The sequence below is a fragment of the Streptomyces vilmorinianum genome (genome assembly GCF_005517195.1).
Lineage (GTDB): Bacteria > Actinomycetota > Actinomycetes > Streptomycetales > Streptomycetaceae > Streptomyces > Streptomyces vilmorinianum.
Genome location: NZ_CP040244.1, coordinates 7,308,713 through 7,329,238, shown reverse-complemented (window position 1 = coordinate 7,329,238; position 20,526 = coordinate 7,308,713). Strand labels below are relative to the sequence as shown.

The window sequence follows — 20,526 nt, the reverse complement described above, 5'->3', positions numbered from 1 at the left end:
GAGGCTCGGCAGGCTGGGAGATCCCCGGCGAGGCCCGGAGGCTCGGCAACGCAGTGCTGGGAGATCCCCGGCGAGGCCCGGACAGCCCGGCAGGGCTGGGAGGCCCCGGCCATGCCTGGCCGCCTTGGCTTCGCCCGGCGCTTCGGCGTGCTCGGAAACTCGGGTGCGTGGGGGGTGGGGGGCGTCATAGCCTCGAGGGATGGGTCTTGAGGTGCGTGGTGTGGGGGAGTCCGAGTATCGCGAGTGGCTGCGGGCCATTCACGCAGGGTTTCTCCGGCCGCCCGTCGTCAGTGACGAGGAGGTCGCCGACCGGCTGCCGCACACCGATCTCTCCCGTCTTCTCGGCGTGTTCGACGAGGGCCGGTTCGTCGCCACCTTCCGGTCCTTCACGCAGGACGTGAGCACGGTCGGCGGCGGCTCGCTCGTCGCCGATGCCGTCTCCGGGGTCACCGTCGCTCCGACCCACCGCCGCCGCGGGCTGCTCAGCCGGATGATGGCGCGTGATCTCGGCGCCGCGAAGGAGCGGGGCGACGCCGTCGCCACGCTCATCGCCGCCGAGTACCCGATCTACGGCCGTTACGGCTTCGGCCCGGCGACCTGGACCTCCGAGTGGACCGTGGACGTCGCCCGCGCCGGGCTCGATCAGCGGCGCACCGGGCGGCCCGAGGACGGCGGCCGGATCGACTTCGCCGACGGCGAGGAGATCCGCAAGATCGGCCCCGGACTGCACCGCCGGCTGGCCGGCGAGCGCGCCGGAGTCGTTGGCCGGGACGCCCACCGCTGGGACGTCGGCACAGGTCTCGGCTACCAGAGCCACCCGTGGACCGAGCCCTTCTACGCCGTCTACCGCGACGAGGCCGGCCGACCCCAGGGCTTCGCCGCCTACACCTGCGACGACACGTGGGGGGACGGCAAGCAGCCGCTGAACACGGCCAAGGTCAGGGACCTGATCGCGGTCACGCCAGCCGCCGAGCGGGCGCTGTGGACCTTCCTCTGTTCCATCGACTGGGTCACCACGGTGAAGTCCGGCCACCGCGCCCCCGACGACCTCCTGCCGCTGCTGCTGCCCGACCCGCGCGCCGCGCGGATCACCTCGCACGCCGACATGCTCTGGGTCCGGGTCCTGGACGTCGTCAAGGTCCTGGAGAGCCGTACGTACGCCGCCTCCGGCAGTCTCGTCCTCGACGTGCGCGACGCGGACGGTCTGGCCGGCGGCCGGTACCGGCTCGACGCCTCCCCGGAGGGCGCCGCCTGTTCCCGTACCGCCACCGAGTCGGCCGATCTCGCCTTCGACATAGCCGAGTTGGGCACGCTCTCGCTCGGTGACGAGTCGGCGGTACGGCTCGCCGCCCTCGGCCGGGTCGAGGAGGTCACGGCGGGCGCCGCGGCCCGCGCGGACGCCCTGCTGCGGACCTCGCGCCGCCCGTGGTGCCCCGACATCTTCTGACGCGGGCGCGGGCGCGGGCGCGGACGCGGGCGCCGACGCCGACGCGGGCGCCGACGCGACGCCTCACGCCGTGCGCAGGCGGAAGAGCGTGCCGGACGCGGCCACGCCGACCGCCAGCAGGGCGGCGCACCAGGCCAGTGCGATCCACGGGGTGGTGCCGACCGGCTGGTCGAGGAGCAGTCCGCGCAACGACTCGATCAGCGGCGTCACCGGCTGGTTCTCGGCGAAGCCGTGGAGCCAGCCGGGCATGGTCTCGATCGGGACGAACGCGCTGCTGGGGTAGGGCAGGAACATCATGAAGAACGTGATCCCGCCTGCCGCCTCGGGGGTCCGGGTGAGCAGTCCGGCGGCCGCGGCCAGCCAGGAGATCGCCGTGATGAAGGCGACGAGCAGTCCGATCGCGGCGAGCCAGCCGAGCGGGGTCGCGGAGGGGCGGAAGCCGATGAGGAAGGCGACGCCGAAGACGAGCGCGGTGGCGACGAGGTTGCGGGCCACGCTGGCGCCGACATGGCCGGCGAGGATCGGCGTACCGCCGATGTCGAGCGAGCGGAACCGGTCGATGATCCCGCCCTTCATGTCCTCGCTGACGGCGACGGCGGTGCCGGCCGAGCCGAAGCCGGAGCAGAGGACGAGGACGCCGGGGACGACGTACGTCACGTAGCGGGTTCCGGTGTCGATGGCCCCGCCGAAGAAGTAGACGAAGACCAGCATCAGCATCACGGGCAGCATCATCGAGGTGATGACGGCGTCGACGTTGCGCCGGCCGAGCCGGATGCCGCGGCCGGTCATGGTGAGGGCGGCGCTAGACATGGGCGGGCTCCTTGTCGGTCAGGGCGAGGAAGACGTCGTCGAGGGTGGCGGTGTGCAGGGAGAAGCGGGCGATGTCGCGGCGCTCGGGGTCGAGTTCGTCGAGCAGGGCCCGTACGTGGACGGCGCTGCCGTCGGTGGGGATGCCGAGGGTGAGGCTCTCGGGGGAGTGGTGGACGGCCCGGTCCGACAGGCGCAGGTAGGCCTCCTGGTCGTGGAGGACGAGGTCGAGGCGGTGGCCGGCGACGCGTGACTTGAGGGCGTCGGCGGTGCCCTCGGCGACGATCCGGCCGGAGTCCATGACGGCGATCCGGTCGGCGAGCCGGTCGGCCTCCTCCAGGTACTGGGTGGTGAGGAAGACGCTCGTGCCGTTCTCCGCCAGGTGGCGGACGATCTGCCACAACTCCTGGCGGCTGCGCGGGTCGAGGCCGGTGGTCGGCTCGTCGAGGAAGATCACCTCGGCGTCGCGGACGAGTCCGGCGGCCAGGTCGAGGCGGCGGCGCATGCCGCCCGAGTAGGTCTTGGCGAGGCGCCGGCCGGCGTCGGTGAGGCCGAAGCGCTCCAGGAGTTCGGCGGCGCGCCGGGTGGCGGCCGCGCGGGGGAGGCCGGAGAGGCGGGCCATCATGCGCAGGTTCTCGGCGCCGGTCTGCATCTCGTCGACGGCGGCGAACTGGCCGGTGAGGCTGATGGCGCGGCGCACCCGGGATCGCTCGGTGACGATGTCGTGCCCGGCCACGCGCGCGTGGCCGGCGTCCGGTGCGGTGAGGGTGGCGAGGATGCGGACGGTGGTGGTCTTGCCGGCGCCGTTGGGACCGAGCAGGGCGAAGACGGTGCCCTGCTCGACGCGGAGGTCGAGGGAGTCGAGGACGGGGAGGTTGCCGTAGGCCTTGCGCAGGCCGGTGGCTTCGATGGCGGGTGGCACGGCGGCACTCCTTGGGCTGGGGCTGGGGCTGGGGCTCGACAGGATCGGCCCGGGGCTCGTACTGCGTATGCCTTACGCGTTATTGTGTAAGGGTTACGCATTACTAGGATGGCCGTCAAGCGAGGAAGGGCGGTCGGTCGTGGTGGACGGCAGGGAGAAGGGCGGCGGGTCGTTTCTGCCGCCGAGCATCGAGGCCGCCTGGGGCCTGCGCGAACGCCCCTCGAAGGGACCCAAGCCCGGCCTGACCCTCGACCGGATCGTCGACGCGGCCGTGGGCGTCGCCTCGGCGGAGGGCCTGGACGCCGTCTCCATGGGGCGGATCGCGAAGGAGCTCGGCGTCTCCACGATGTCGCTCTACCGCTATGTCGGCGCGAAGAGCGAGCTGTACGTCCTGATGCAGGACGCGGCCACCGGCGCCCCGCCCGAGCTGTTCCCGCCCGGCACCGGCTGGCGCGAGGCGATGGAGCGGTGGTCCTGGGCGCTGCGCGAGGTCTACCACCGCCACCTCTGGCTGGTGCGGGTCCCCATCTCCGGCCCGCCCGCGACCCCGCACGCCGTCGCCTGGTGGGAGAAGGCCATGGTCGCCCTCGCCGACACCGACCTCGACGAGGGCACCAAGATCTCGGTGACCCTGCTGGTGGGGGGCTTCGTCAAGAGCGACGCCATGATGAGCGCCGACCTCGCCGCCGCGATCGACGCGAGCGGCCAGGAGCCCGGGGTCGTCCTGGCCCGCTACAGCCACACCCTGCGCCGGCTCGCCGACCCGGCGCGCTTCCCGGCGGTGGCGCGGATGCTCGACTCGGGGGTGCTCGACCAGGCGGACGGGCCGGACGACGAGTTCCGCTTCGGCCTGGCGCGGATCCTCGACGGGGTCGCGCTGCTGGTGGAGGGCCGGAAGTGAGCGGGTGCGGCCCGGTCGCTCCCGCCTCCTGAAGCGCCGCGAGGAGACCCCGTACGGCGAGCAGGGCGCGCGAGGACTCCCGTACCGCCGCCTGGATCGAGCGGACCGGCTCCGGGCCGCGGACCTTGCGGACGACCACGTTCGGGTGAGGCAGGGGCCGGGGCGCTCGCTGCCCACCCAGGGTTCGTCGGCGAGCTCGGCGAGCTCGGCGAGCTCTGCGAGGTCGATCCGTCGCGGATTGTCAGGAAGCGGATGGCTGGTCGGGGGTGGCGGCGGGGCGAGGGCGGTAGGTGCAGACGTTCACGCCCGCGTCGCTGGTCACCGTCGAGATCAGGTCGAGCGTGTGCAGCCCGCCGTCCTGCGGGAAGATCGACTTGCCGCCGCCGAGGAGCACCGGCATGACGATCAGCCGCAGCTCGTCGACGAGGCCCTCGCTCAGCAGGGTGCGCACGAGCGTGGGGCTCCCCATGACGACCATGTCGCCGCCCGCGGCCTCCCGCAGCTCCCGGATGCGGGCGACGGCGTCCTCGCCCGGGATGCGCGTGGTGTTGTTCCAGGTCAGCTCGTCGCCGTCGCCGAGGGTCCGGGACACGACGTACTTCGGAAGCGCGTTCATCCGGTCGGCGAACGGGTCCCCGGCCCGCTCGGGCCACGCCCCGGCCATCGTCTGCCACGTACGCCGCCCGAAGAGCAGCGCGTCGGCCTTGCTCATCGCCTCGTCGAAGGCGCCGCCCACCACCTCCGGGTCGAAGAACGGGTGCGTCCAGCCGCCGTGCGCGAAGCCGCCGTCGGTGTCCTCCTCGGGGCCGCCGGGGGCCTGCACGATGCCGTCGAGGCTGATGAACTCACTGACGACGATGCGCATGGGAACCGCTCCTCTTGTCTCGTTCGCGATCTACGGCAATAAGACCGCCGCGCCGCCGTGAAGTCATCGCTCCTGATGATCTTGGGGGAGTGATCCGGGTCACAGCGGGACCGTGTGCGGGTCAGGCGCCGACGTACGCCGCGAGGTGCTCGCCCGTGAGGGTGTCGCGGGTCGCGACGAGGTCGGCGGGGGTGCCCTCGAAGACGATCCGGCCGCCGTCGTGGCCCGCGCCGGGGCCGAGGTCGATGATCCAGTCGGCGTGGGCCATGACCGCCTGGTGGTGCTCGACGACGATGACCGACTTGCCCGAGTCGACGAGCCGGTCGAGCAGGCCGAGGAGCTGCTCGACGTCGGCGAGGTGGAGGCCGGTGGTCGGCTCGTCGAGGACGTAGACGCCGCCCTTGTCGGCCATGTGGGTAGCCAGCTTGAGCCGTTGTCGCTCGCCGCCGGACAGAGTGGTGAGCGGCTGGCCGAGCGTGAGGTAGCCGAGCCCGACGTCGGCGAGCCGGTCGAGGATGCGGTGCGCGGCCGGCGTGTGGGCCTCGCCGGCGCCGAAGAACTTCTCCGCCTCGTTCACCGGCATCGCGAGCACCTCGCTGATGTCGCGGCCGCCCAGGTGGTATTCGAGGACCGAGGCCTGGAACCGCTTCCCCTCGCAGTCCTCGCAGGTCGTGGCGACACCGGCCATCATCGCCAGGTCGGTGTAGATGACGCCGGCGCCGTTGCAGGTGGGGCAGGCGCCCTCGGAGTTGGCGCTGAACAGCGCCGGCTTCACGCCGTTGACCTTCGCGAACGCCTTGCGGATCGGGTCGAGCAGTCCGGTGTACGTCGCCGGGTTGCTCCGTCGCGAGCCCTTGATGGCCCCCTGGTCGACCGACACCACGCCCGCGCCGGAAGGGATCGAGCCGTGGACGAGGGAGCTCTTGCCGGAGCCCGCCACGCCGGTGACCACGCACAGGACGCCGAGCGGGATGTCGACGTCGACGCTTCGCAGGTTGTGCTCCGTCGCGCCGCGGATCTCCAGCGTGCCGGTGGGCTTGCGTACCGTCTCCTTGAGTGCGGCCCGGTCGTCGAAGTGGCGGCCGGTGACGGTGCCGCTGGCCCGCAGCTCCTCGACGGTGCCCTCGAAGCAGACGGTGCCGCCCGCCGTACCGGCGCCGGGGCCGAGGTCGACGACGTGGTCGGCGATCGTGATCGCCTCCGGCTTGTGCTCGACGACGAGGACCGTGTTGCCCTTGTCCCGCAGCCGCAGCAGCAGGTCGTTCATCCGCTGGATGTCGTGCGGGTGCAGGCCGATGGTGGGCTCGTCGAAGACGTACGTGACGTCGGTGAGCGAGGAGCCGAGGTGGCGGATCATCTTGACGCGCTGCGCCTCGCCGCCCGACAGGGTGCCCGACGGCCGGTCGAGCGAGAGGTAGCCGAGACCGATCTCCACGAACGAGTCGAGGGTCTGCCCCAGCGCGGTGAGCAGCGGCGCCACCGACGGCTCGTCGAGACCGCGGACCCATGTGGCCAGGTCGCTGATCTGCATCGCGCAGGCGTCGGCGATGCTGATCCGCTTGATCTTCGACGCCCGGGCCCCCTCGCTGAGCCGGGTGCCGTCGCACTCGGGGCAGGTGGTGAAGGTGACCGCGCGCTCCACGAACTCCCGGATGTGCGGCTGCATCCCCTCCTTGTCCTTGGAGAGCATCGACTTCTGGATCCGCGGGATCAGACCCTCGTAGGTCATGTTGATGCCCGCGATCTTCATCCTGGTCGGCTCGCGGTGGAGGAAGTCGTGCAGTTCCTTCTTCGTGTACTTGGCGATCGGCTTGTCAGGGTCGACGAATCCCGACTCGCTGTAGAGCCGGGAGTTCCAGCCGCCGCCCTTGTAGCCGGGGACGGTGATCGCGCCCTCGTTGAGCGACTTGGAGTCGTCGTAGAGCTGGGCGAGGTCGAGGTAGGAGACCGTGCCCCGGCCCTCGCAGCGCGCACACATGCCGCCGGTACGGGAGAAGGTCGCCTTCACCGTCTTCTTGGCGCCGCGCTCGACGGTGATCGCACCGCTCGCCCGGACCGAGGGGACGTTGAAGGCGTACGCGCTGGGCGGCCCGATGTGCGGCTTGCCGAGCCGGCTGAAGAGGATGCGCAGCATCGCGTTGGCGTCGGTGGCGGTGCCGACCGTGGAGCGGGGGTCGGCACCCAGCCGCTGCTGGTCGACGCTGATCGCGGTGGTCAGCCCGTCGAGCACGTCGACGTCGGGCCGGGCGAGGGTCGGCATGAAGCCCTGCACGAAGGCGCTGTACGTCTCGTTGATCAGCCGTTGCGACTCCGCGGCGATCGTGTCGAACACCAGCGAGCTCTTGCCCGAGCCGGAGACGCCGGTGAACACCGTCAGCCGGCGCTTCGGGATCTCGAGGGTGATGTCCTTGAGATTGTTCACGCGCGCGCCGTGGACGCGGATCAGATCATGGCTGTCGGCACTGTGCGGCGCAGGCGACCCCGACCCGGACCCGGACCCGGACCCGGACCCGGACCCGGACCCGGACCCGGACCGTGACTGCGACCCCGACCCTGATCCCGACCGTGACTGCGAACGCGTCTTCGTCTGCGTCTGCGTCTGCGCCTTGGTCCTCTTGGCCGTGCTCATCGTGTCTCCATCCGTTGCGCGGGCCGCCTTCCGATTCTGCTTCGCCTCGGCCCAGCGCGCCTGGGCCTGCCGGAACTCACTGGTCCTGAATCAGGCCGAGGACGTTGCCGTCGGGGTCCGTGACGGTGGCCACCAGGCGGCCGCCGCCGACGTCGTGCGGCTGCTCCTTCACGGTGGCACCCGCGGCGGTCACCTCGGCCAGCTTCGCCTCGATGTCGGGCACGTGCCAGTACGCCACCGGTGAGGTCATGCCCTGCGGTCCACCGCCCGGCACCAGCCCGATGTGCTGGCCGTCGGCCTCGAAGCCGACGTAGTAGGGACCCTCGGCCTGCGGCGCCACGCCGAGCAGGGCGGCGTACACCTCCGTGGCCTTCGCCAGGTCGGAGACGGGGTGCAGCACGGTCTTGATCATGATCGCTCCTGAAGTCTTGGGTGGGATTCGGTCGGGCGGTTGCCCATGGCCTTCACGCTAGGCGCGGCCCAGGGTCCTGCGCTTCTCGAATCCTGATCGGCTTCCGAACGGCTCGTGAGCGGCCTCGTCCTGCCTCGTTGTGCTTCGTCGTGCCTCGTCGTCCGCCAAGGCGACCCTGGTTCCAGGGCACTGAAACCAGCGTGAAACCGCGCTGAACGCGCCCTGCCGCACTCTCTGCGGCATGACGACAACGACATCGCACTCACTCGCCATCGCGGCCAAGGGGCTGCGTAAGTCCTACGGGGACAAGACAGTCCTCGACGGCATCGATCTGGCGGTGCCGGCCGGCACGGTCTTCTCCCTGCTCGGCCCGAACGGGGCCGGCAAGACCACCGCCGTCAAGATCCTCTCCACCCTGATCACCGCCGACGCCGGCGATCTGCACGTCGGCGGCCACGACCTGGCCACCGCCCCGCAGGCGGTGCGGGCCGCGATCGGTGTCACCGGCCAGTTCTCCGCCGTCGACGGCCTGATCACCGGTCAGGAGAACATGCTCCTGATGGCGGACCTGCACCTGCTCCCCCGCGGCGAGGGCCGCCGCAGGGCCGCCGAACTCCTCGAACGCTTCGACCTGACGGAAGCCGCGTCGAAGCCCGTCTCCACCTACTCCGGCGGCATGAAGCGCCGCCTGGACATCGCCATGACGCTGGTCGGCAACCCGCGGATCATCTTCCTTGACGAGCCGACCACCGGCCTCGACCCGCGCAGCCGCCACAACATGTGGCAGATCATCCGCGAACTCGTCACCGGCGGCGTCACCGTCTTCCTCACCACCCAGTACCTGGAGGAGGCCGACGAACTCGCCGACCGCATCGCCGTCCTCAACGACGGCAAGATCGCCGCCGAGGGCACCGCCGAGGAGCTCAAGCGGCTCATCCCCGGCGGACACGTCCGGCTCCGCTTCACCGACCCCAACGACTACCAGCGCGCCGCCGTCGCCCTGCGCGAGGCCACCCGCGACGACGAGGCGCTGGCGCTGCAGATCCCCAGCGACGGCAGCCAGCGCGAGCTGCGCTCCATCCTCGACTGGCTCGACACCGCCGGCATCGAGGCCGACGAGCTGACCGTGCACACCCCCGACCTCGACGACGTGTTCTTCGCCCTGACCGGCTCCACCCACGTCCCCAGCCAGTCCAAGGAGACCGCCCGATGAACGCCTTCTCCCTCGCCGTCCGCAACTCGAACACCATGCTGCGCCGCAACCTGCTGCACGCCCGGCGCTACCCGTCCATGACGCTGAACCTGCTGCTCACTCCGATCATGCTGCTGCTGCTCTTCGTCTACATCTTCGGAGACGTGATGAGCGCGGGCATCGGCGGCGGCGGCGTCGCCGACCGCTCCGCCTATATCGCCTACATCGTCCCGGGCCTGCTGATGATGACCATCGGCTCCACCGTGATCGGGGCCGCGATCTCCGTCTCCATGGACATGACCGAGGGCTTGATCGCCCGCTTCCGCACCATGGCGCTCCACCGCGGCTCGGTGCTCATCGGACACGTCGCCGGCAGCGTGCTGCAGGTGCTCGCCAGCCTGGTCCTGGTCAGTGCCGTCGCCGTGGCCATGGGCTTTCGCTCCACCGACGCCACCGCCCTGGAGTGGCTGGCGGCGTTCGGGCTGCTCGCGCTGTTCACCCTGGCGCTCACCTGGATCGCGGTCGGGATGGGCATGGCCAGCCCGAACCCCGAGGCCGCCAGCAACATGGCCATGCCGCTGATTCTCCTGCCGCTCATCTCCAGCGCCTTCATCCCCGCCGACACCATGCCCGGCTGGTTCCAGCCCATCGCCGAGTACCAGCCCTTCACCCCCGCCATCGAGACCCTGCGCGGACTGCTGCTCGGCACCGAGATCGGCAACAACGGGTGGATCGCCATCGCCTGGTGCGTCGGCCTCACCGCGCTCGGCTACCGCTGGTCGACAGCACTGTTCAACCGCGACCCGAAGTAACCGCCATGACAGCGCGGGCCGCCTCCCGCAGCTCGTCCCGCTCCAGGGCGGCGTACTCCGACACCGCGTCGGCGTACGCCGCCCTGGCAGCGTTCCCGGCGGCCCCGACCGCCTGCCGGGCGCGGTCCGCCGACATCGTCGGCTGGAAATCGCGCAGCACCCGCAGCCGTTCGGCCAGCGCGATCATCCGTACGGCACCGGTGTCGCCGGACGCGAGCCCCGCCATGCCGAGCGCGTGCAGCACCGTCCCGAACACCGGGAACTCCATGGGCGAGCCGGACGGACCGGAGAGCAGGGTTCGCAGCCCCTGCCGCAGTCGGTCGACCGGCTCCGCGACGAGCTCGAGACGGCCGGCGTGCGCGTGCGCCGTCACCGCCACCGCCAGGATCTGCAGTACCCACCGGTCGAGGAAGGGGTCGCCGCCGTGTGTCGAGTCGGCTGCGGGCAGCGGCTGCACGGCGGAGCGCCACAAGCCGAGCCCGACCTCCGTCAGTCCGCGGGCGAGCGCGATCTCGGCGCGCCCGAGGAGGTCCATGCTGTGGTCGTCCTGCTGCGAGGTGTTGGCGCCCGCGGCCTGCCGCAGCCAGTACTCGGCCTCGTCGGGGTCGCCGCGCTGCAGGCAGGCGAGGACGAGACTCCAGCGGACGCCGATGAAGTCGTGCTCGTCGCCGAGCCGCGGCAGCGCCTGGAGCGCTTGGAGCGCCGCCTTGAGGTGTCCGTACGCGGCCTCGCCCTGCTCCGTCTGCAAGTACAGCTCGCTCAGCCGGGCGTGGCCCATGACCTGCAGGAACGGGTTGTCGACCGGCGCCAGTGCGGCGATGATCCGCCGAGCCGAGGCGAGCGCGCGGTCGATGTCGTGCTCCGACTCCCAGACGTAGGTGGCGACGCACTCCGCGATGCCGGCGAGCAGCGGCTGCTCGCTGTCGCAGAGCCCCCGCAGCACGTCGTAGTCGGGAGGCAGCATCTCGGGGACCGCGCTCAGCACTGTCGCGATGGCGCGCAGCAGCGTGTCCGGCGGGGCCGGGGGCAGCCGCCGGAGGGTGACGAGCTGGCGTACGACGTGCGGGCCGTAGCCCATGAACAGGCTCGCCGTGCACAACACCGCGGCGGCGCGGGCGACTTCGACGTGTTCGGGCTCGGGGTGGTAGTGCGACAGCGGCGGGCCGGTCTCCGCGGCGAGGGCGACGAGGCGGGGGTAGTTGGAGCCGGTGGACCACAGGGCGGCGAGGACGGCGGTGAGGGCGGCGGTGGTGGGGCCGTCCGTACGGGCCAGGGCGTGCCGCAGGGCCAGCACGAGGTTGTCCTGCTCGGCCCTGATCCGCTCCCAGGCGGACAGCGGTCCCGAGCCGAAGAACCAGTCGTGGTGCGCGATCCCGAAGTCCCGCGCCCAGGCGAGGAACCGGCCCACGGCCTCCTCGTCCTCGCCCGCCTCCGCACGCCGGGCCGCGCTGAACTCCCGTATGGTCTCCAGCATCCTGAACCGCATACCGGCCGGGGTGTCGGCGACAGTGATCAGCGACTGACCGGCCAACTGCTCAAGCAGGAACAGCGCGTCCTCGCCGAGCACCTGCTCCGCCGCCTCGCCGGAGAAGCCGCCGGGAAAGACGGACAGCATGCGCAGCGCGGCCCTGGCGTCCTCGTCCAGCAGGTTCCAGCTCCAGTCCACGACCGCGTGCAGCGTGCGGTGGCGCTCCGGCACGTCCCGCACCCCGCCGCGAAGGAGCGCGAACCGGTCGCCGAGGCGGCGGGCGATCTCCGGCACCGAGAGCACCCGCACCCGCGCCGCGGCCAGCTCCAGGGCGAGCGGCAGCCCGTCGAGGTGGCGGCACAGCTCGGCCACCGCGTCCGGCGGCAGCTCCACGCCGGGCCTGGCGGCCCGGGCGCGCTGGGTGAACAGCTCGGCCGAGGTGGCGGGACCGAGCTCAGGCAGCGCGTACACCGCCTCCGACGTGAGGCCGAGCGGGGCCCGGCTGGTGGTGAGCACCCGCAGGTCCCTCGAGGACGAGACCAGGGCCTGTACGAGGTCGGCGGCGCCCCGGACGACCTGCTCGCAGTTGTCCAGGGCCAGCAGAGCGGGCCCGGAGCCGAGCACGCCGAGGATGCCGGACACCGGGTCGGCCGCGGCGTGACCGCTCACGGCGGAGGGCCGCCCCTCGCCCGCGCCGAGCGCCGAGGCCACCTCCGCGGCCACGTCCTCGTCCGCGGTGACGCCGGCGAGCGGCACGAAATACACCACGCGCTGCTCGGCCCGGCGGCTGACGGCGTGCGCGAGCCGGGTCTTGCCGAGGCCGCCGGGTCCTACGAGGGTGACGGCGCGGGAGGCGCGCAGCAGCCGCTCCACCGCCGCGATGTCCTCGTCCCGGCCGAGCAGCGGGTTCGGCTCGTGCGGCACGCCGTGCCTGACCGCAGGCGCCTCGCCGCGCAGCAGCTCCCGCTGTACGGCCTTGAGCGCGGCGCCCGGATCCGTACCGAGCTCGTCGCGCAGCTCACGGCGGTACGCCTCGTACCGCATCAGCGCGGCGGACGGGCCCGTCGTCGCCGCCTCGCCGCGCAGCAGCTCGGCGAGCACCTCCTCGTCGCGCGGATGCTCCGAGGCGGCCGCGGCCAGCGGCCCGGCCGCCTCCGCGTGCCGTCCGAGGCGGGCGAGCGCGAGCGCCCGCGCGCGGGCGAGCGTGCCGCGGACGGGGGCGCGCTCGGTGCGCAACGCGGCTACGGGGTCTGTGGTTCCGCCGGGTCCGCCGGGTCCGCCGGGCCCGTCAGGGGTGCCCTCCCACAGCGCGAGCCCGGCCTCGGCCGCCGCCAGCGATCCCGCGTGGTCCCCGGCCCTGGCCCGGTCCGCGCTGGTGGCGGCGTGCAGCAGCAGGGCGGAGCTGTCGACCTGGTCCTCGGCGAGGGCGAGCCGGTAGCCGGTCGGCGTACTGGCGATGACGTCGGCGCCCAGCAGCGCCCGCGCCCTGGACACGAGGACCTGTACCGCCTTTCCCGGCCGCTCCGGCAACGCGTCCGGCCACAGCCCTGCCACGAGCCGCTCGCTGCCGCAGCCCGTGCGCAGGTCGCTCGCGAGCAGCGCGAGGAGGCCGCGGAGCCGGGGCGCGGTGACCTCCTGTCCGCGGTAGGCGACACGCGGCAGCAGGGTCAGGTCGGTGGTCACCCGAGCAGACTAGCCAAGGCCCGGCCCGCCGGAACCTCGCCGCGGCCCGAACTCCCGCTGCGCGGGAGGCCCTTGGCTCGGCCCCGCCGCCGTCGCTGTCGCCGTCGCCGTCGTCGTCACGAGGTGAGGTGCGACACTATTGCAAGCACGTGCTTGCAATAGTTAGCGCGCGGTGGCATGGTCGGAGCATGGCATCACTCAACGTCGGCAATCTTGGCGAGTACCTGCGCGAGCAGCGGCGCACCGCGCAGCTGTCGTTGCGGCAGCTCGCGGAGGCCGCCGGGGTGTCCAATCCGTATCTGAGCCAGATCGAGCGAGGCCTGCGCAAGCCCAGCGCCGAGGTGCTGCAGCAGGTCGCCAAGGCTCTGCGGATCTCCGCCGAGACGCTCTACGTGCGGGCCGGGATCCTCGACGAGAAGGAGCGGGAGGAGCTGGAGACGCGCGCCGTCATCCTGGCCGATCCCTCGATCAACGAGCGGCAGAAGCAGGTGCTGCTCCAGATCTACGACTCCTTCCGCAAGGAGAACGCCGCCGAGGCCGCCGAGGCCACGGAGGGCGACCGCCGCGCGGAGGGCGACGACACCCCCGATGCCGAACGACGACCTGCGAGCTAGCCCGTACGTACACATCCGGGAGGACCACCAGCATGGCCATCATCGAAGAACTGCGTACCCCTCTCTACTTCGCCGCCGGCACCGCCGACCTCGCCGTCCAGCAGGCCAAGAAGGTCCCCGGTCTGATCGAGCAGATCGCCGCCGAGGCGCCCGCGCGGATCGACGCCGTACGCCGGACGGACCCCAAGGCCGTGCAGGAGAAGGTCGCGGACCGGGCCAAGGAGGCCCAGGTCACCGTGCAGTCGAAGCTCGCGGAGGTCGTCGGCACCCTCGACACGGACCTGAAGAAGCTGGGCGAGACCGCCCAGGACCTGGCCCTGCGGGGTGTCGGCGTCGCCGCCGAGTACGCCGTCAAGGCGCGCGAGAAGTACGAGGAGGTCGCCGCCCACGGCGAGGAGGCCGTCAAGGCGTGGCGTGGTGAGGCGGCCGAGGAGCTCACCGAGATCGCCGTCGTCGTCGAGCCGGAGCCCGAGGCAGAGGCAGAGGCAGAGGCCAAGACGGAGACCAAGGCAGAGACCAAGGCAGAGGCCAAGGCGGACGAGCCGGAGGCGAAGAAGACTCCCGCCGCCCGCAAGCCCGCTGCCCGCAAGGCCCCCGCCAAGAGGACCGCGGCCGCGACCGAGAAGTAAGCAGGGGCCAGGCGGGGCACCAATCAAGGTGCACGGTGCGTTGTACCGGGTACCTTGGCCGCGAGGCGCTCCATCCACTCACGAGGCGGTTCAGACATGTTGCGCGAGGGTTTCGACTCCATCATCTGGCTGGTGATCGGCCTGGTCTTCATCGGCTTCGCCGTCGCCGCGCTCGTCTTCGCCGTCATGGCACGCGAGGACGCGTACCGCGCGGCCGACAAGCAGACGAAGAAGTTCTGGCTGATCATCCTGGGCATCAACCTCGCCCTGAACCTGCTGCTGCCGATGCTCTTCCTGCAGATCGCCGGCCTTATCGCGGCCATCGTCTTCATGGTCGACGTCCGGCCCGCCATCCGGCAGGTCTCGGGCGGGGGCGGCGGCCGTCGCGGCGGATCCAGCAGCGACGGGCCGTACGGTCCGTACAACGGCGGACGCTGAGCGGACGACAGGCGAGGGCCCGGGGGCTAACCCCGGGCCCTTTCCAGTGCCAGGACCGCCACGTCGTCCGTCAGCTCGCCGCCGTTGAGCGCGCGTACCTCCGCCACCGCCGCCTCCAGGAGCTCCTCGCCCCGCAGGCCCTCCGCCAGCTGCCGGTTGATCATCTCGACCATCCCGTCCTGGCCGAGCCGCGGCGAGCCCGGACCCGCCGAGCGGCCCTCGATCAGGCCGTCCGTGTACATCAGCAGGCTCCACGCCCCGCCCAGCTCCACCTGGCGCCGCGGCCAGCGGGCGCGCGGCAGCAGGCCGAGGGCCGGGCCGCCGTCGTCGTACGGCAGCAGCCGCGCCGTGCGGCCCTGCCGGGCGATCAGCGGGGAGGGGTGTCCGGCCAGGCACAGGCCCGCCCGGCGCCCGTCCGGGGCGATGTCGACCGTGCAGAGGGTCGCGAAGATCTCCTCGCTCTCCCGCTCGTGCTCCAGGACCCGCTGCAGGGTCGAGAGGAGCTCGTCCCCGCACAGGCCCGCGAAGGTCAGCGCCCGCCAGGCGATCCGCAGCTCCACGCCCAGCGCCGCCTCGTCCGGGCCGTGCCCGCAGACGTCGCCGATCATGGCGTGGACCGTGCCGTCGGGCGTACGGACGGTGTCGTAGAAGTCGCCGCCGAGCAGGGCGCGCGAGCGGCCGGGCCGGTAGCGGGCCGCGAACCGCAGGTCGGAGCCCTCGAGCAGCGGCGTGGGCAGCAGTCCGCGCTCCAGGCGGGCGTTCTCCTGGGCCCGCAGCCGCGACTCGGTCAGCTTCACCTGCACGGCGTCGGCCCGCTTGCGCTCGACGGCGTAGCGGATCGCCCGGCTCAGCAGCCGGCCGTCGAGCTCCTCGCGGAAGAGATGGTCCTGGGCCCCGACGCGTACCGCCTCGGCCGCCAGCTCCGCGTCGGCCGAGGCCGCGAGCGCCAGGACGGCGTGGCGCGGCGCGAGCCGCAGGACGTGGCGCAGGGGCGCGAGCGGGTCGTCGCCGGCGGCCCGAGGGCCGGGCAGGGCGAGGTCGACCAGGACGCAGTGCACGTCGTCGGTGAGCAGCCGCTCCGCCTCGGTGAGGTTACGGGCGGTGCGGATACGGACGCGGGTGCCGTCCGCGTCGAGCATTTCGGGTACGGCGAGGGCACCCGCCGGGTCGTCCTCGACGACCAGGAGGGTGAGATCGGTGCCTGTGGCAGCGCCGGGCGCCGCAGCAGAGACGATTCTCTGTCGCGGTACGGGTACGGGCATCGGTCGTGGTTTCCTTCCCTCCCCCCGAGGGCGCGGCAGGACGACGAACGACGTCCCGCCAGACGGGGACCATAGCGGTACCCCGCGGGGCAACGGAATGGTGATCACGACACGAGTGCCGAAGAGTCACTGGCATATGCCGCGCATGGGGAGGTTGTTGCCTTCCAGGCCATGACGAACATCACGCCGACAGGGCCGGCGGCTCACTCCGGGCGGACGACTCCGAGGATCTCCATCGAGCCCGCCCCCGCGATCGTCACGTCACGGCCCGGCCGCGGCGCGTGCACGATCGCCCCGTTTCCGACGTACATCCCGATATGGCTGGCGTCCTTGTAGTAGACGATCAGGTCGCCTGGCCGCATGTCCTTGATGTCCACCCGGGGCAGCAGCCGCCACTGCTCCTGCGAGGTGCGGGGGATGGACCGGCCGGCCGAGCCCCAGGCGCTCTGGGTCAGACCCGAGCAGTCGAACGAGTCCGGGCCCTCCGCGCCCCAGACGTACGGCTTGCCGATCTGCGCCGTGGCGAACTCCACGGCCCGCTTGCCCTGCGCGGTCGCCTTGCCGTCGAGGCCCTTGAGGATGCCGGTGCTCAGCCAGGCGGTCTGCGCCCGGTACCGCTCCTGCTCCTCAAGGCGCAGCAGCCGCTCCCGCTCCTCGGCCGCCAGCTCGGACTCGAGCTTCTTGGCCGCTTCGATCTTGGCGGTGATGTCCTTCTTCGCCTCGGCCTGCTTGACGCGGTTGGCCTCCAGCTTGGTCCAGTTGGCGCCCGCCTCCTTGGCGTACGTGGCCAACTCGGTCTGGGTCCGGTCCATTTCGGCGAGCAGGTCCTTGGTGGCCTTCGCGCCCTGCTGCAGCCGGCCGGCGTTGTCCAGGAAGAGCTGCGGGTCGGAGGTGAGGACCAACTGGGCGCCGTCGGGCAGTCCGCCGTTGCGGTACTGGGCGCGGGCCGCCGCGCCCGCCTGGGCCTTGAGCAGGTCGATCTTCTCGCGGCCGGCCACGATCATCCGGGCCAGCTTCACGATCTCGGCGGACTGCTCCTTGGTCTGCTCCTCGGCGAGGTTGTACGCGTCGGTGGCGGCGGCGGCCTGCCGGTACAGACCGTCTATCTCCTTGCGGACCTCGTCGAGGGTCTTCTTGGGCGCGACGGGCGGGGGCGGGGGCGGCAGCGGGGCGTTCGGCGCCGCCGGGGCGCCCAAGGGGGCCGCGGGGGTCGACGGGGCCGCGGCGGCCGAGAGGGTCAGGGCGGGTGAGGCGAGGACCGTCAGGGCGCAGACCACGGTGATCGCGGCGGTGGCGCAGCGGCGTCGGTTCACGGACTCCCCCTTGGACGGTTCAGGCATCCCGTATCTGATTTACCGTCAGTAACTTGTTGGTGGCCTTGGCGATAGTGCCATGCGAAACGTGAAAGCAACAGGGATACCGGGGCTTGTCGGGCCGTTGTCCCCCACAGGGGGACGAGAGAGGGCCGCCTGGCGTTCCCGACGTACCGCGAATTGCGAATTCACCGCGTTCAGCGGGGAGCCAGCGCCTCCCAGCGGACCGTCACCTCGCCCTGACGCCACCGCCGGTGCCCGTCCGTCAACGGCCAGTCCGCCGCCAGATCGTGTACGGCCCGGATCCAGCGCTGCCGCGCGCCGAGTGAGGCGTACGGAGCGGCCGCCGCCCACGCCCGGTCGAAGTCCCGCAGGAAGGCGTGCACCGGTTCGCCCGGGACGTTCCGGTGGATCAGCGCCTTCGGCAGCCGCTCGGCCAGGTCGGAGGGGCGCTCCAGCGAGCCGAGCCGGGTGGCGAAGGTGACCGTCCGCGGCCCGGACCGGTCGAGCGCGACCCATACGTGCCGGCGCCCGATCTCGTCGCACGTCCCCTCCACCAGCAGCCCGTCCGGCGCGAGCCGCGCGCACAGCCGCGCCCACACGGCGGCGACCTCGCCCTCGTCGTACTGCCGCAGCACGTTCGCGGCCCGGATCAGCGCGACCTCGCCCTGCACCGGGACCTCGAAGCCGCCGTGCAGGAAGGTGAGGCCCTCGCGCTCGTACGGCCGGGCGGCGGCGACCCGGGCGGGCTCGATCTCGATGCCCACGACCTCGGTGCGCGGATCGGCCGTACGGAGCCGGGTCAGGAGCTCCACGGCGGTCCAGGGGGCGGCCCCGTAGCCCAGGTCCACGGCGACGGGCGGCTCGGCCGAGCGGCGCAGGGCGGGGCCGTGGACGGCGGCGATCCAGCGGTCCATGCGGCGCAGCCGGTTGGGGTTGGTGGTCCCGCGGGTCGTCGTGCCGACGGGGCGGGTCCCGGCGAGCGGAGCGGCATGGGGGTGCCCCTGGGGGTACCTCCCAGGCGAAGCTCTGGGGGAGGAGCTCTGGGGGAGGGTGGTGCGCGGGGCCATGGAGCGAGGGTACGCGCCGTGGGCAGTGGCAATGAATTGGCAAAACGGAAATGGATGGCGTCGTTCCGGTGTTGTGCGGCGTGGAGGGCCCCGTACGCCGTCCCGTTTGCCGTGCCTGCACGGCCCCGCAGTACGCCGAAAACCAGCAGTGCCCCGCAGTACGCAGTGCCCGCTACGCCCCCACTCAGCGGAAGGACCGTCGACGTGAGCCAGTACGTGTCCCGACTGGCCGGATCCCGGCTCGCCGGTTCCCTGGTGACGCCGCCCAGGCTCCGGCTCCCCGGACGCCACCGGACCCCGCGCCGGGTGGCCATGCTCAGCGTCCACACCTCGCCGCTCCACCAGCCGGGCACCGGCGACGCCGGCGGCATGAACGTCTACATCGTCGAGCTGGCCAAGCGCCTCGCCGCGATCAACGTCGAGGTCGAGATCTTCACCCGGGCCACCACCGGCGGCCTCGCCCCGGTCGTCGAGCTCGCGCCGGGTGTGCTCGTACGGCATGTGGACGCCGGTCCTTACGAGGGACTGGCCAAGGAGGAGCTGCCGGCCCAGCTCTGCGCCTTCACCCACGGCGTGATGCAGGCCTGGGCGGGCCACCGCCCCGGCCACTACGACCTGGTCCACTCCCACTACTGGCTCTCCGGCCACGTCGGCTGGCTGGCCGCCGAGCGCTGGGGCGTCCCGCTCGTCCACGCCATGCACACCATGGCCAAGGTCAAGAACGCGGCGCTCGCGGAGGGCGACACCCCCGAGCCCGCGGCCCGGGTGATCGGCGAGACGCAGATCGTCCGCGCCGCCGACCGGCTGATCGCCAACACCGCCGAGGAGGCCGACGAGCTCGTCCGCTTCTACGAGGCCGAGCCCGGCAAGGTCGCCGTCGTGCACCCCGGGGTCAACCTCGACCACTTCCGCCCGGCCGACGGCCGTGCCGCCGCCCGGGCCCGCCTCGGGCTGCCGCAGGACGCCTTCGTCCCCGTCTTCGCGGGCCGTATCCAGCCGCTGAAGGCCCCCGACATCCTGCTGCGGGCCGCGGCCCAGCTCCTCGACCGCGACCCCTCCCTGCGCGCGCGCATGGTCGTGCCGGTCGTCGGCGGACCGAGCGGCAGCGGCCTGGCGAAGCCGGAGGGGCTGCAGAAGCTGGCCGCCCGGCTCGGCATCGCGGACGTCGTCCGCTTTCACCCGCCGGTGGGCCAGGACCGGCTCGCGGACTGGTTCCGGGCGGCGTCGGTGCTGGTCATGCCCTCGTACAGCGAGTCCTTCGGCCTGGTCGCCATCGAGGCCCAGGCGGCCGGCACTCCGGTCGTCGCCGCGGCGGTGGGCGGCCTGCCGGTCGCGGTACGGGACGACGTCACCGGCTTCCTCGTCCAGGGGCACGACCCGGCCGACTACGCCAGGGCGCTCGAACGGTTCGTGACCGACCCGGCCCTGTCCGCCCGTATGGGCGCGGCGGCGGCCCGGCACGCCGAGTCCTTCGGCTGGGACACGGCGGCCTCGGGCACGGCGGACGTGTACACGGCCGCGATGCACGATCACCGCCGTCGCGTACGCTCGCACCATGGCTGAGGACGTACGGCAGGTCATCGAAGACACGTTCAAGGACGCCGAGCTGGAGTGGGAGTCCCCCGAGCCCGGCTCGTACGTCGTGAAACTGCCGGGCACGCGCAAGCTGTTCACCACGCTCTCGCTGCGCGTCGGCCGCCACTCGCTGTCGCTGAACGCCTTCGTCATCCGCCACCCCGACGAGAACGAGGCGGGCGTCCACCGCTGGCTCCTTGAGCGCAATCTCAAGCTGTACGGAGTGAGTTACGCGGTCGACGGCCTCGGCGACATCTATCTGACCGGCAAGCTGCCGCTGTCCGCCGTCACCCCGGAGGAGCTGGACCGGCTGCTCGGCTCCGTCCTGGAGGCGGCGGACGGTTCCTTCAACACGCTCCTCGAACTGGGCTTCGCGAGTGCGATCCGGCGTGAGTACGAGTGGCGGGTCTCGCGCGGCGAGTCGACCCGGAACCTCGACGCGTTCACGAATCTGACCCAGAAGCCCGCGAACTGACCACCGTTCGAC

Annotated in this window: 18 protein-coding genes; 9 read left to right on the top strand and 9 right to left on the bottom strand. The window is 72.3% G+C overall.

What is annotated here, in order from left to right:
- The first annotated feature begins 199 nt into the window (after positions 1 to 199).
- Positions 200 to 1,447, top strand: a complete 1,248-nt coding sequence (locus FDM97_RS34080; RefSeq protein ID WP_137994327.1) for a GNAT family N-acetyltransferase — start codon at positions 200 to 202, stop codon at positions 1,445 to 1,447.
- Positions 1,448 to 1,510: 63 nt separating this feature from the next.
- On the opposite strand, the gene FDM97_RS34075 is transcribed toward FDM97_RS34080, so the two are convergent.
- Positions 1,511 to 2,257, bottom strand: a complete 747-nt coding sequence (locus FDM97_RS34075; RefSeq protein ID WP_137994326.1) for an ABC transporter permease — start codon at positions 2,255 to 2,257, stop codon at positions 1,511 to 1,513.
- Positions 2,250 to 3,176, bottom strand: coding sequence for an ATP-binding cassette domain-containing protein (locus tag FDM97_RS34070; protein WP_137994325.1), 927 nt, complete (start codon positions 3,174 to 3,176; stop codon positions 2,250 to 2,252). Before FDM97_RS34070 ends, FDM97_RS34075 begins: the two co-directional genes overlap by 8 nt.
- A 139-nt stretch (positions 3,177 to 3,315) precedes the next feature.
- On the opposite strand from FDM97_RS34070, the gene FDM97_RS34065 reads away from it, so the two are divergent.
- Complete coding sequence (locus tag FDM97_RS34065; protein ID WP_254705856.1) at positions 3,316 to 4,077, top strand: TetR/AcrR family transcriptional regulator; 762 nt, start codon at positions 3,316 to 3,318, stop codon at positions 4,075 to 4,077.
- Positions 4,078 to 4,318: 241 nt separating this feature from the next.
- On the opposite strand, the gene FDM97_RS34060 is transcribed toward FDM97_RS34065, so the two are convergent.
- The 3 genes from FDM97_RS34060 to FDM97_RS34050 all read right to left on the bottom strand — a co-directional run bounded on the left by FDM97_RS34060 (position 4,319) and on the right by FDM97_RS34050 (position 7,983).
- Positions 4,319 to 4,942: a dihydrofolate reductase family protein gene (locus tag FDM97_RS34060; RefSeq protein WP_137994324.1), complete on the bottom strand. Its 624-nt coding sequence runs from the start codon at positions 4,940 to 4,942 to the stop codon at positions 4,319 to 4,321.
- A gap of 121 nt (positions 4,943 to 5,063) precedes the next feature.
- A complete protein-coding gene (locus FDM97_RS34055) occupies positions 5,064 to 7,364 on the bottom strand; it encodes an ATP-binding cassette domain-containing protein (protein WP_254705855.1) in 2,301 nt (766 codons plus the stop codon).
- Between the two features lie 283 nt (positions 7,365 to 7,647).
- Entirely contained in the window at positions 7,648 to 7,983 is a 336-nt protein-coding gene (locus FDM97_RS34050; RefSeq protein ID WP_137994323.1) for a VOC family protein, read from the bottom strand.
- Positions 7,984 to 8,224: 241 nt separating this feature from the next.
- Here FDM97_RS34050 and FDM97_RS34045 point away from each other — a divergent pair, with 241 nt between their 5' ends.
- Together FDM97_RS34045 and FDM97_RS34040 are read left to right on the top strand one after the other, a co-directional pair.
- Entirely contained in the window at positions 8,225 to 9,196 is a 972-nt protein-coding gene (locus FDM97_RS34045; protein ID WP_137994322.1) for an ATP-binding cassette domain-containing protein, read from the top strand.
- Positions 9,193 to 9,987 (top strand): ABC transporter permease, encoded by a 795-nt coding sequence (locus tag FDM97_RS34040; RefSeq protein ID WP_137994321.1) that lies wholly within the window; start codon positions 9,193 to 9,195, stop codon positions 9,985 to 9,987. The genes FDM97_RS34045 and FDM97_RS34040 overlap by 4 nt, the downstream gene beginning before the upstream one ends.
- Here FDM97_RS34040 and FDM97_RS34035 read toward each other — a convergent pair.
- The gene (locus FDM97_RS34035) at positions 9,968 to 13,138 is read right to left on the bottom strand and encodes an ATP-binding protein (RefSeq protein ID WP_137994320.1); all 3,171 of its coding nucleotides are present in this window, start codon (positions 13,136 to 13,138) and stop codon (positions 9,968 to 9,970) included. The two genes, FDM97_RS34040 and FDM97_RS34035, sit on opposite strands and share 20 nt — an antisense overlap.
- Before the next feature lie 188 nt (positions 13,139 to 13,326).
- Here FDM97_RS34035 and FDM97_RS34030 point away from each other — a divergent pair, with 188 nt between their 5' ends.
- The 3 genes from FDM97_RS34030 (at position 13,327) to FDM97_RS34020 (ending at position 14,819) form a co-directional block, all read left to right on the top strand.
- A complete protein-coding gene (locus FDM97_RS34030; protein WP_175439338.1) occupies positions 13,327 to 13,752 on the top strand; it encodes a helix-turn-helix domain-containing protein in 426 nt (141 codons plus the stop codon).
- A gap of 32 nt (positions 13,753 to 13,784) precedes the next feature.
- Positions 13,785 to 14,381: a hypothetical protein gene (locus FDM97_RS34025; RefSeq protein ID WP_137994319.1), complete on the top strand. Its 597-nt coding sequence runs from the start codon at positions 13,785 to 13,787 to the stop codon at positions 14,379 to 14,381.
- Between the two features lie 96 nt (positions 14,382 to 14,477).
- Positions 14,478 to 14,819 carry a DUF2516 family protein gene (locus FDM97_RS34020; protein ID WP_137994318.1) on the top strand — a complete coding sequence of 114 codons (342 nt, stop codon included), beginning with the start codon at positions 14,478 to 14,480 and terminating at the stop codon, positions 14,817 to 14,819.
- A gap of 26 nt (positions 14,820 to 14,845) precedes the next feature.
- On the opposite strand, the gene FDM97_RS34015 is transcribed toward FDM97_RS34020, so the two are convergent.
- The 3 genes from FDM97_RS34015 to FDM97_RS34005 all read right to left on the bottom strand — a co-directional run bounded on the left by FDM97_RS34015 (position 14,846) and on the right by FDM97_RS34005 (position 18,311).
- Positions 14,846 to 16,081, bottom strand: coding sequence for a PP2C family protein-serine/threonine phosphatase (locus tag FDM97_RS34015; RefSeq protein ID WP_137994317.1), 1,236 nt, complete (start codon positions 16,079 to 16,081; stop codon positions 14,846 to 14,848).
- Between the two features lie 203 nt (positions 16,082 to 16,284).
- Positions 16,285 to 17,394, bottom strand: a complete 1,110-nt coding sequence (locus FDM97_RS34010; protein ID WP_137994316.1) for a C40 family peptidase — start codon at positions 17,392 to 17,394, stop codon at positions 16,285 to 16,287.
- Between the two features lie 197 nt (positions 17,395 to 17,591).
- Positions 17,592 to 18,311, bottom strand: a complete 720-nt coding sequence (locus FDM97_RS34005; protein WP_254705996.1) for a class I SAM-dependent methyltransferase — start codon at positions 18,309 to 18,311, stop codon at positions 17,592 to 17,594.
- Positions 18,312 to 18,668: 357 nt separating this feature from the next.
- Here FDM97_RS34005 and mshA point away from each other — a divergent pair, with 357 nt between their 5' ends.
- Together mshA and FDM97_RS33995 are read left to right on the top strand one after the other, a co-directional pair.
- On the top strand, positions 18,669 to 20,027 hold the full coding sequence (mshA, locus tag FDM97_RS34000) for a D-inositol-3-phosphate glycosyltransferase (RefSeq protein WP_137994315.1): 1,359 nt from the start codon (positions 18,669 to 18,671) through the stop codon (positions 20,025 to 20,027).
- The gene (locus FDM97_RS33995; RefSeq protein WP_137994314.1) at positions 20,020 to 20,514 is read left to right on the top strand and encodes a type III secretion system chaperone family protein; all 495 of its coding nucleotides are present in this window, start codon (positions 20,020 to 20,022) and stop codon (positions 20,512 to 20,514) included. The genes mshA and FDM97_RS33995 overlap by 8 nt, the downstream gene beginning before the upstream one ends.
- Positions 20,515 to 20,526 lie beyond the last annotated feature (12 nt).

Bases quoted from the DNA above. Each gene is read 5' to 3' on its own strand.
- FDM97_RS34045 (WP_137994322.1), top strand. From the start codon at position 8,225: ATGACGACAACGACATCGCACTCACTCGCCATCGCGGCCAAGGGGCTG.
- FDM97_RS34040 (WP_137994321.1), top strand. From the start codon at position 9,193: ATGAACGCCTTCTCCCTCGCCGTCCGCAACTCGAACACCATGCTGCGC.
- FDM97_RS34050 (WP_137994323.1), bottom strand. From the start codon at position 7,983: ATGATCAAGACCGTGCTGCACCCCGTCTCCGACCTGGCGAAGGCCACG.
- FDM97_RS34080 (WP_137994327.1), top strand. From the start codon at position 200: ATGGGTCTTGAGGTGCGTGGTGTGGGGGAGTCCGAGTATCGCGAGTGG.
- FDM97_RS33995 (WP_137994314.1), top strand. From the start codon at position 20,020: ATGGCTGAGGACGTACGGCAGGTCATCGAAGACACGTTCAAGGACGCC.
- FDM97_RS34005 (WP_254705996.1), bottom strand. From the start codon at position 18,311: ATGGACCGCTGGATCGCCGCCGTCCACGGCCCCGCCCTGCGCCGCTCG.
- FDM97_RS34030 (WP_175439338.1), top strand. From the start codon at position 13,327: ATGGCATCACTCAACGTCGGCAATCTTGGCGAGTACCTGCGCGAGCAG.
- FDM97_RS34015 (WP_137994317.1), bottom strand. From the start codon at position 16,081: ATGCCCGTACCCGTACCGCGACAGAGAATCGTCTCTGCTGCGGCGCCC.
- FDM97_RS34060 (WP_137994324.1), bottom strand. From the start codon at position 4,942: ATGCGCATCGTCGTCAGTGAGTTCATCAGCCTCGACGGCATCGTGCAG.
- FDM97_RS34025 (WP_137994319.1), top strand. From the start codon at position 13,785: ATGGCCATCATCGAAGAACTGCGTACCCCTCTCTACTTCGCCGCCGGC.
- FDM97_RS34075 (WP_137994326.1), bottom strand. From the start codon at position 2,257: ATGTCTAGCGCCGCCCTCACCATGACCGGCCGCGGCATCCGGCTCGGC.
- FDM97_RS34020 (WP_137994318.1), top strand. From the start codon at position 14,478: ATGTTGCGCGAGGGTTTCGACTCCATCATCTGGCTGGTGATCGGCCTG.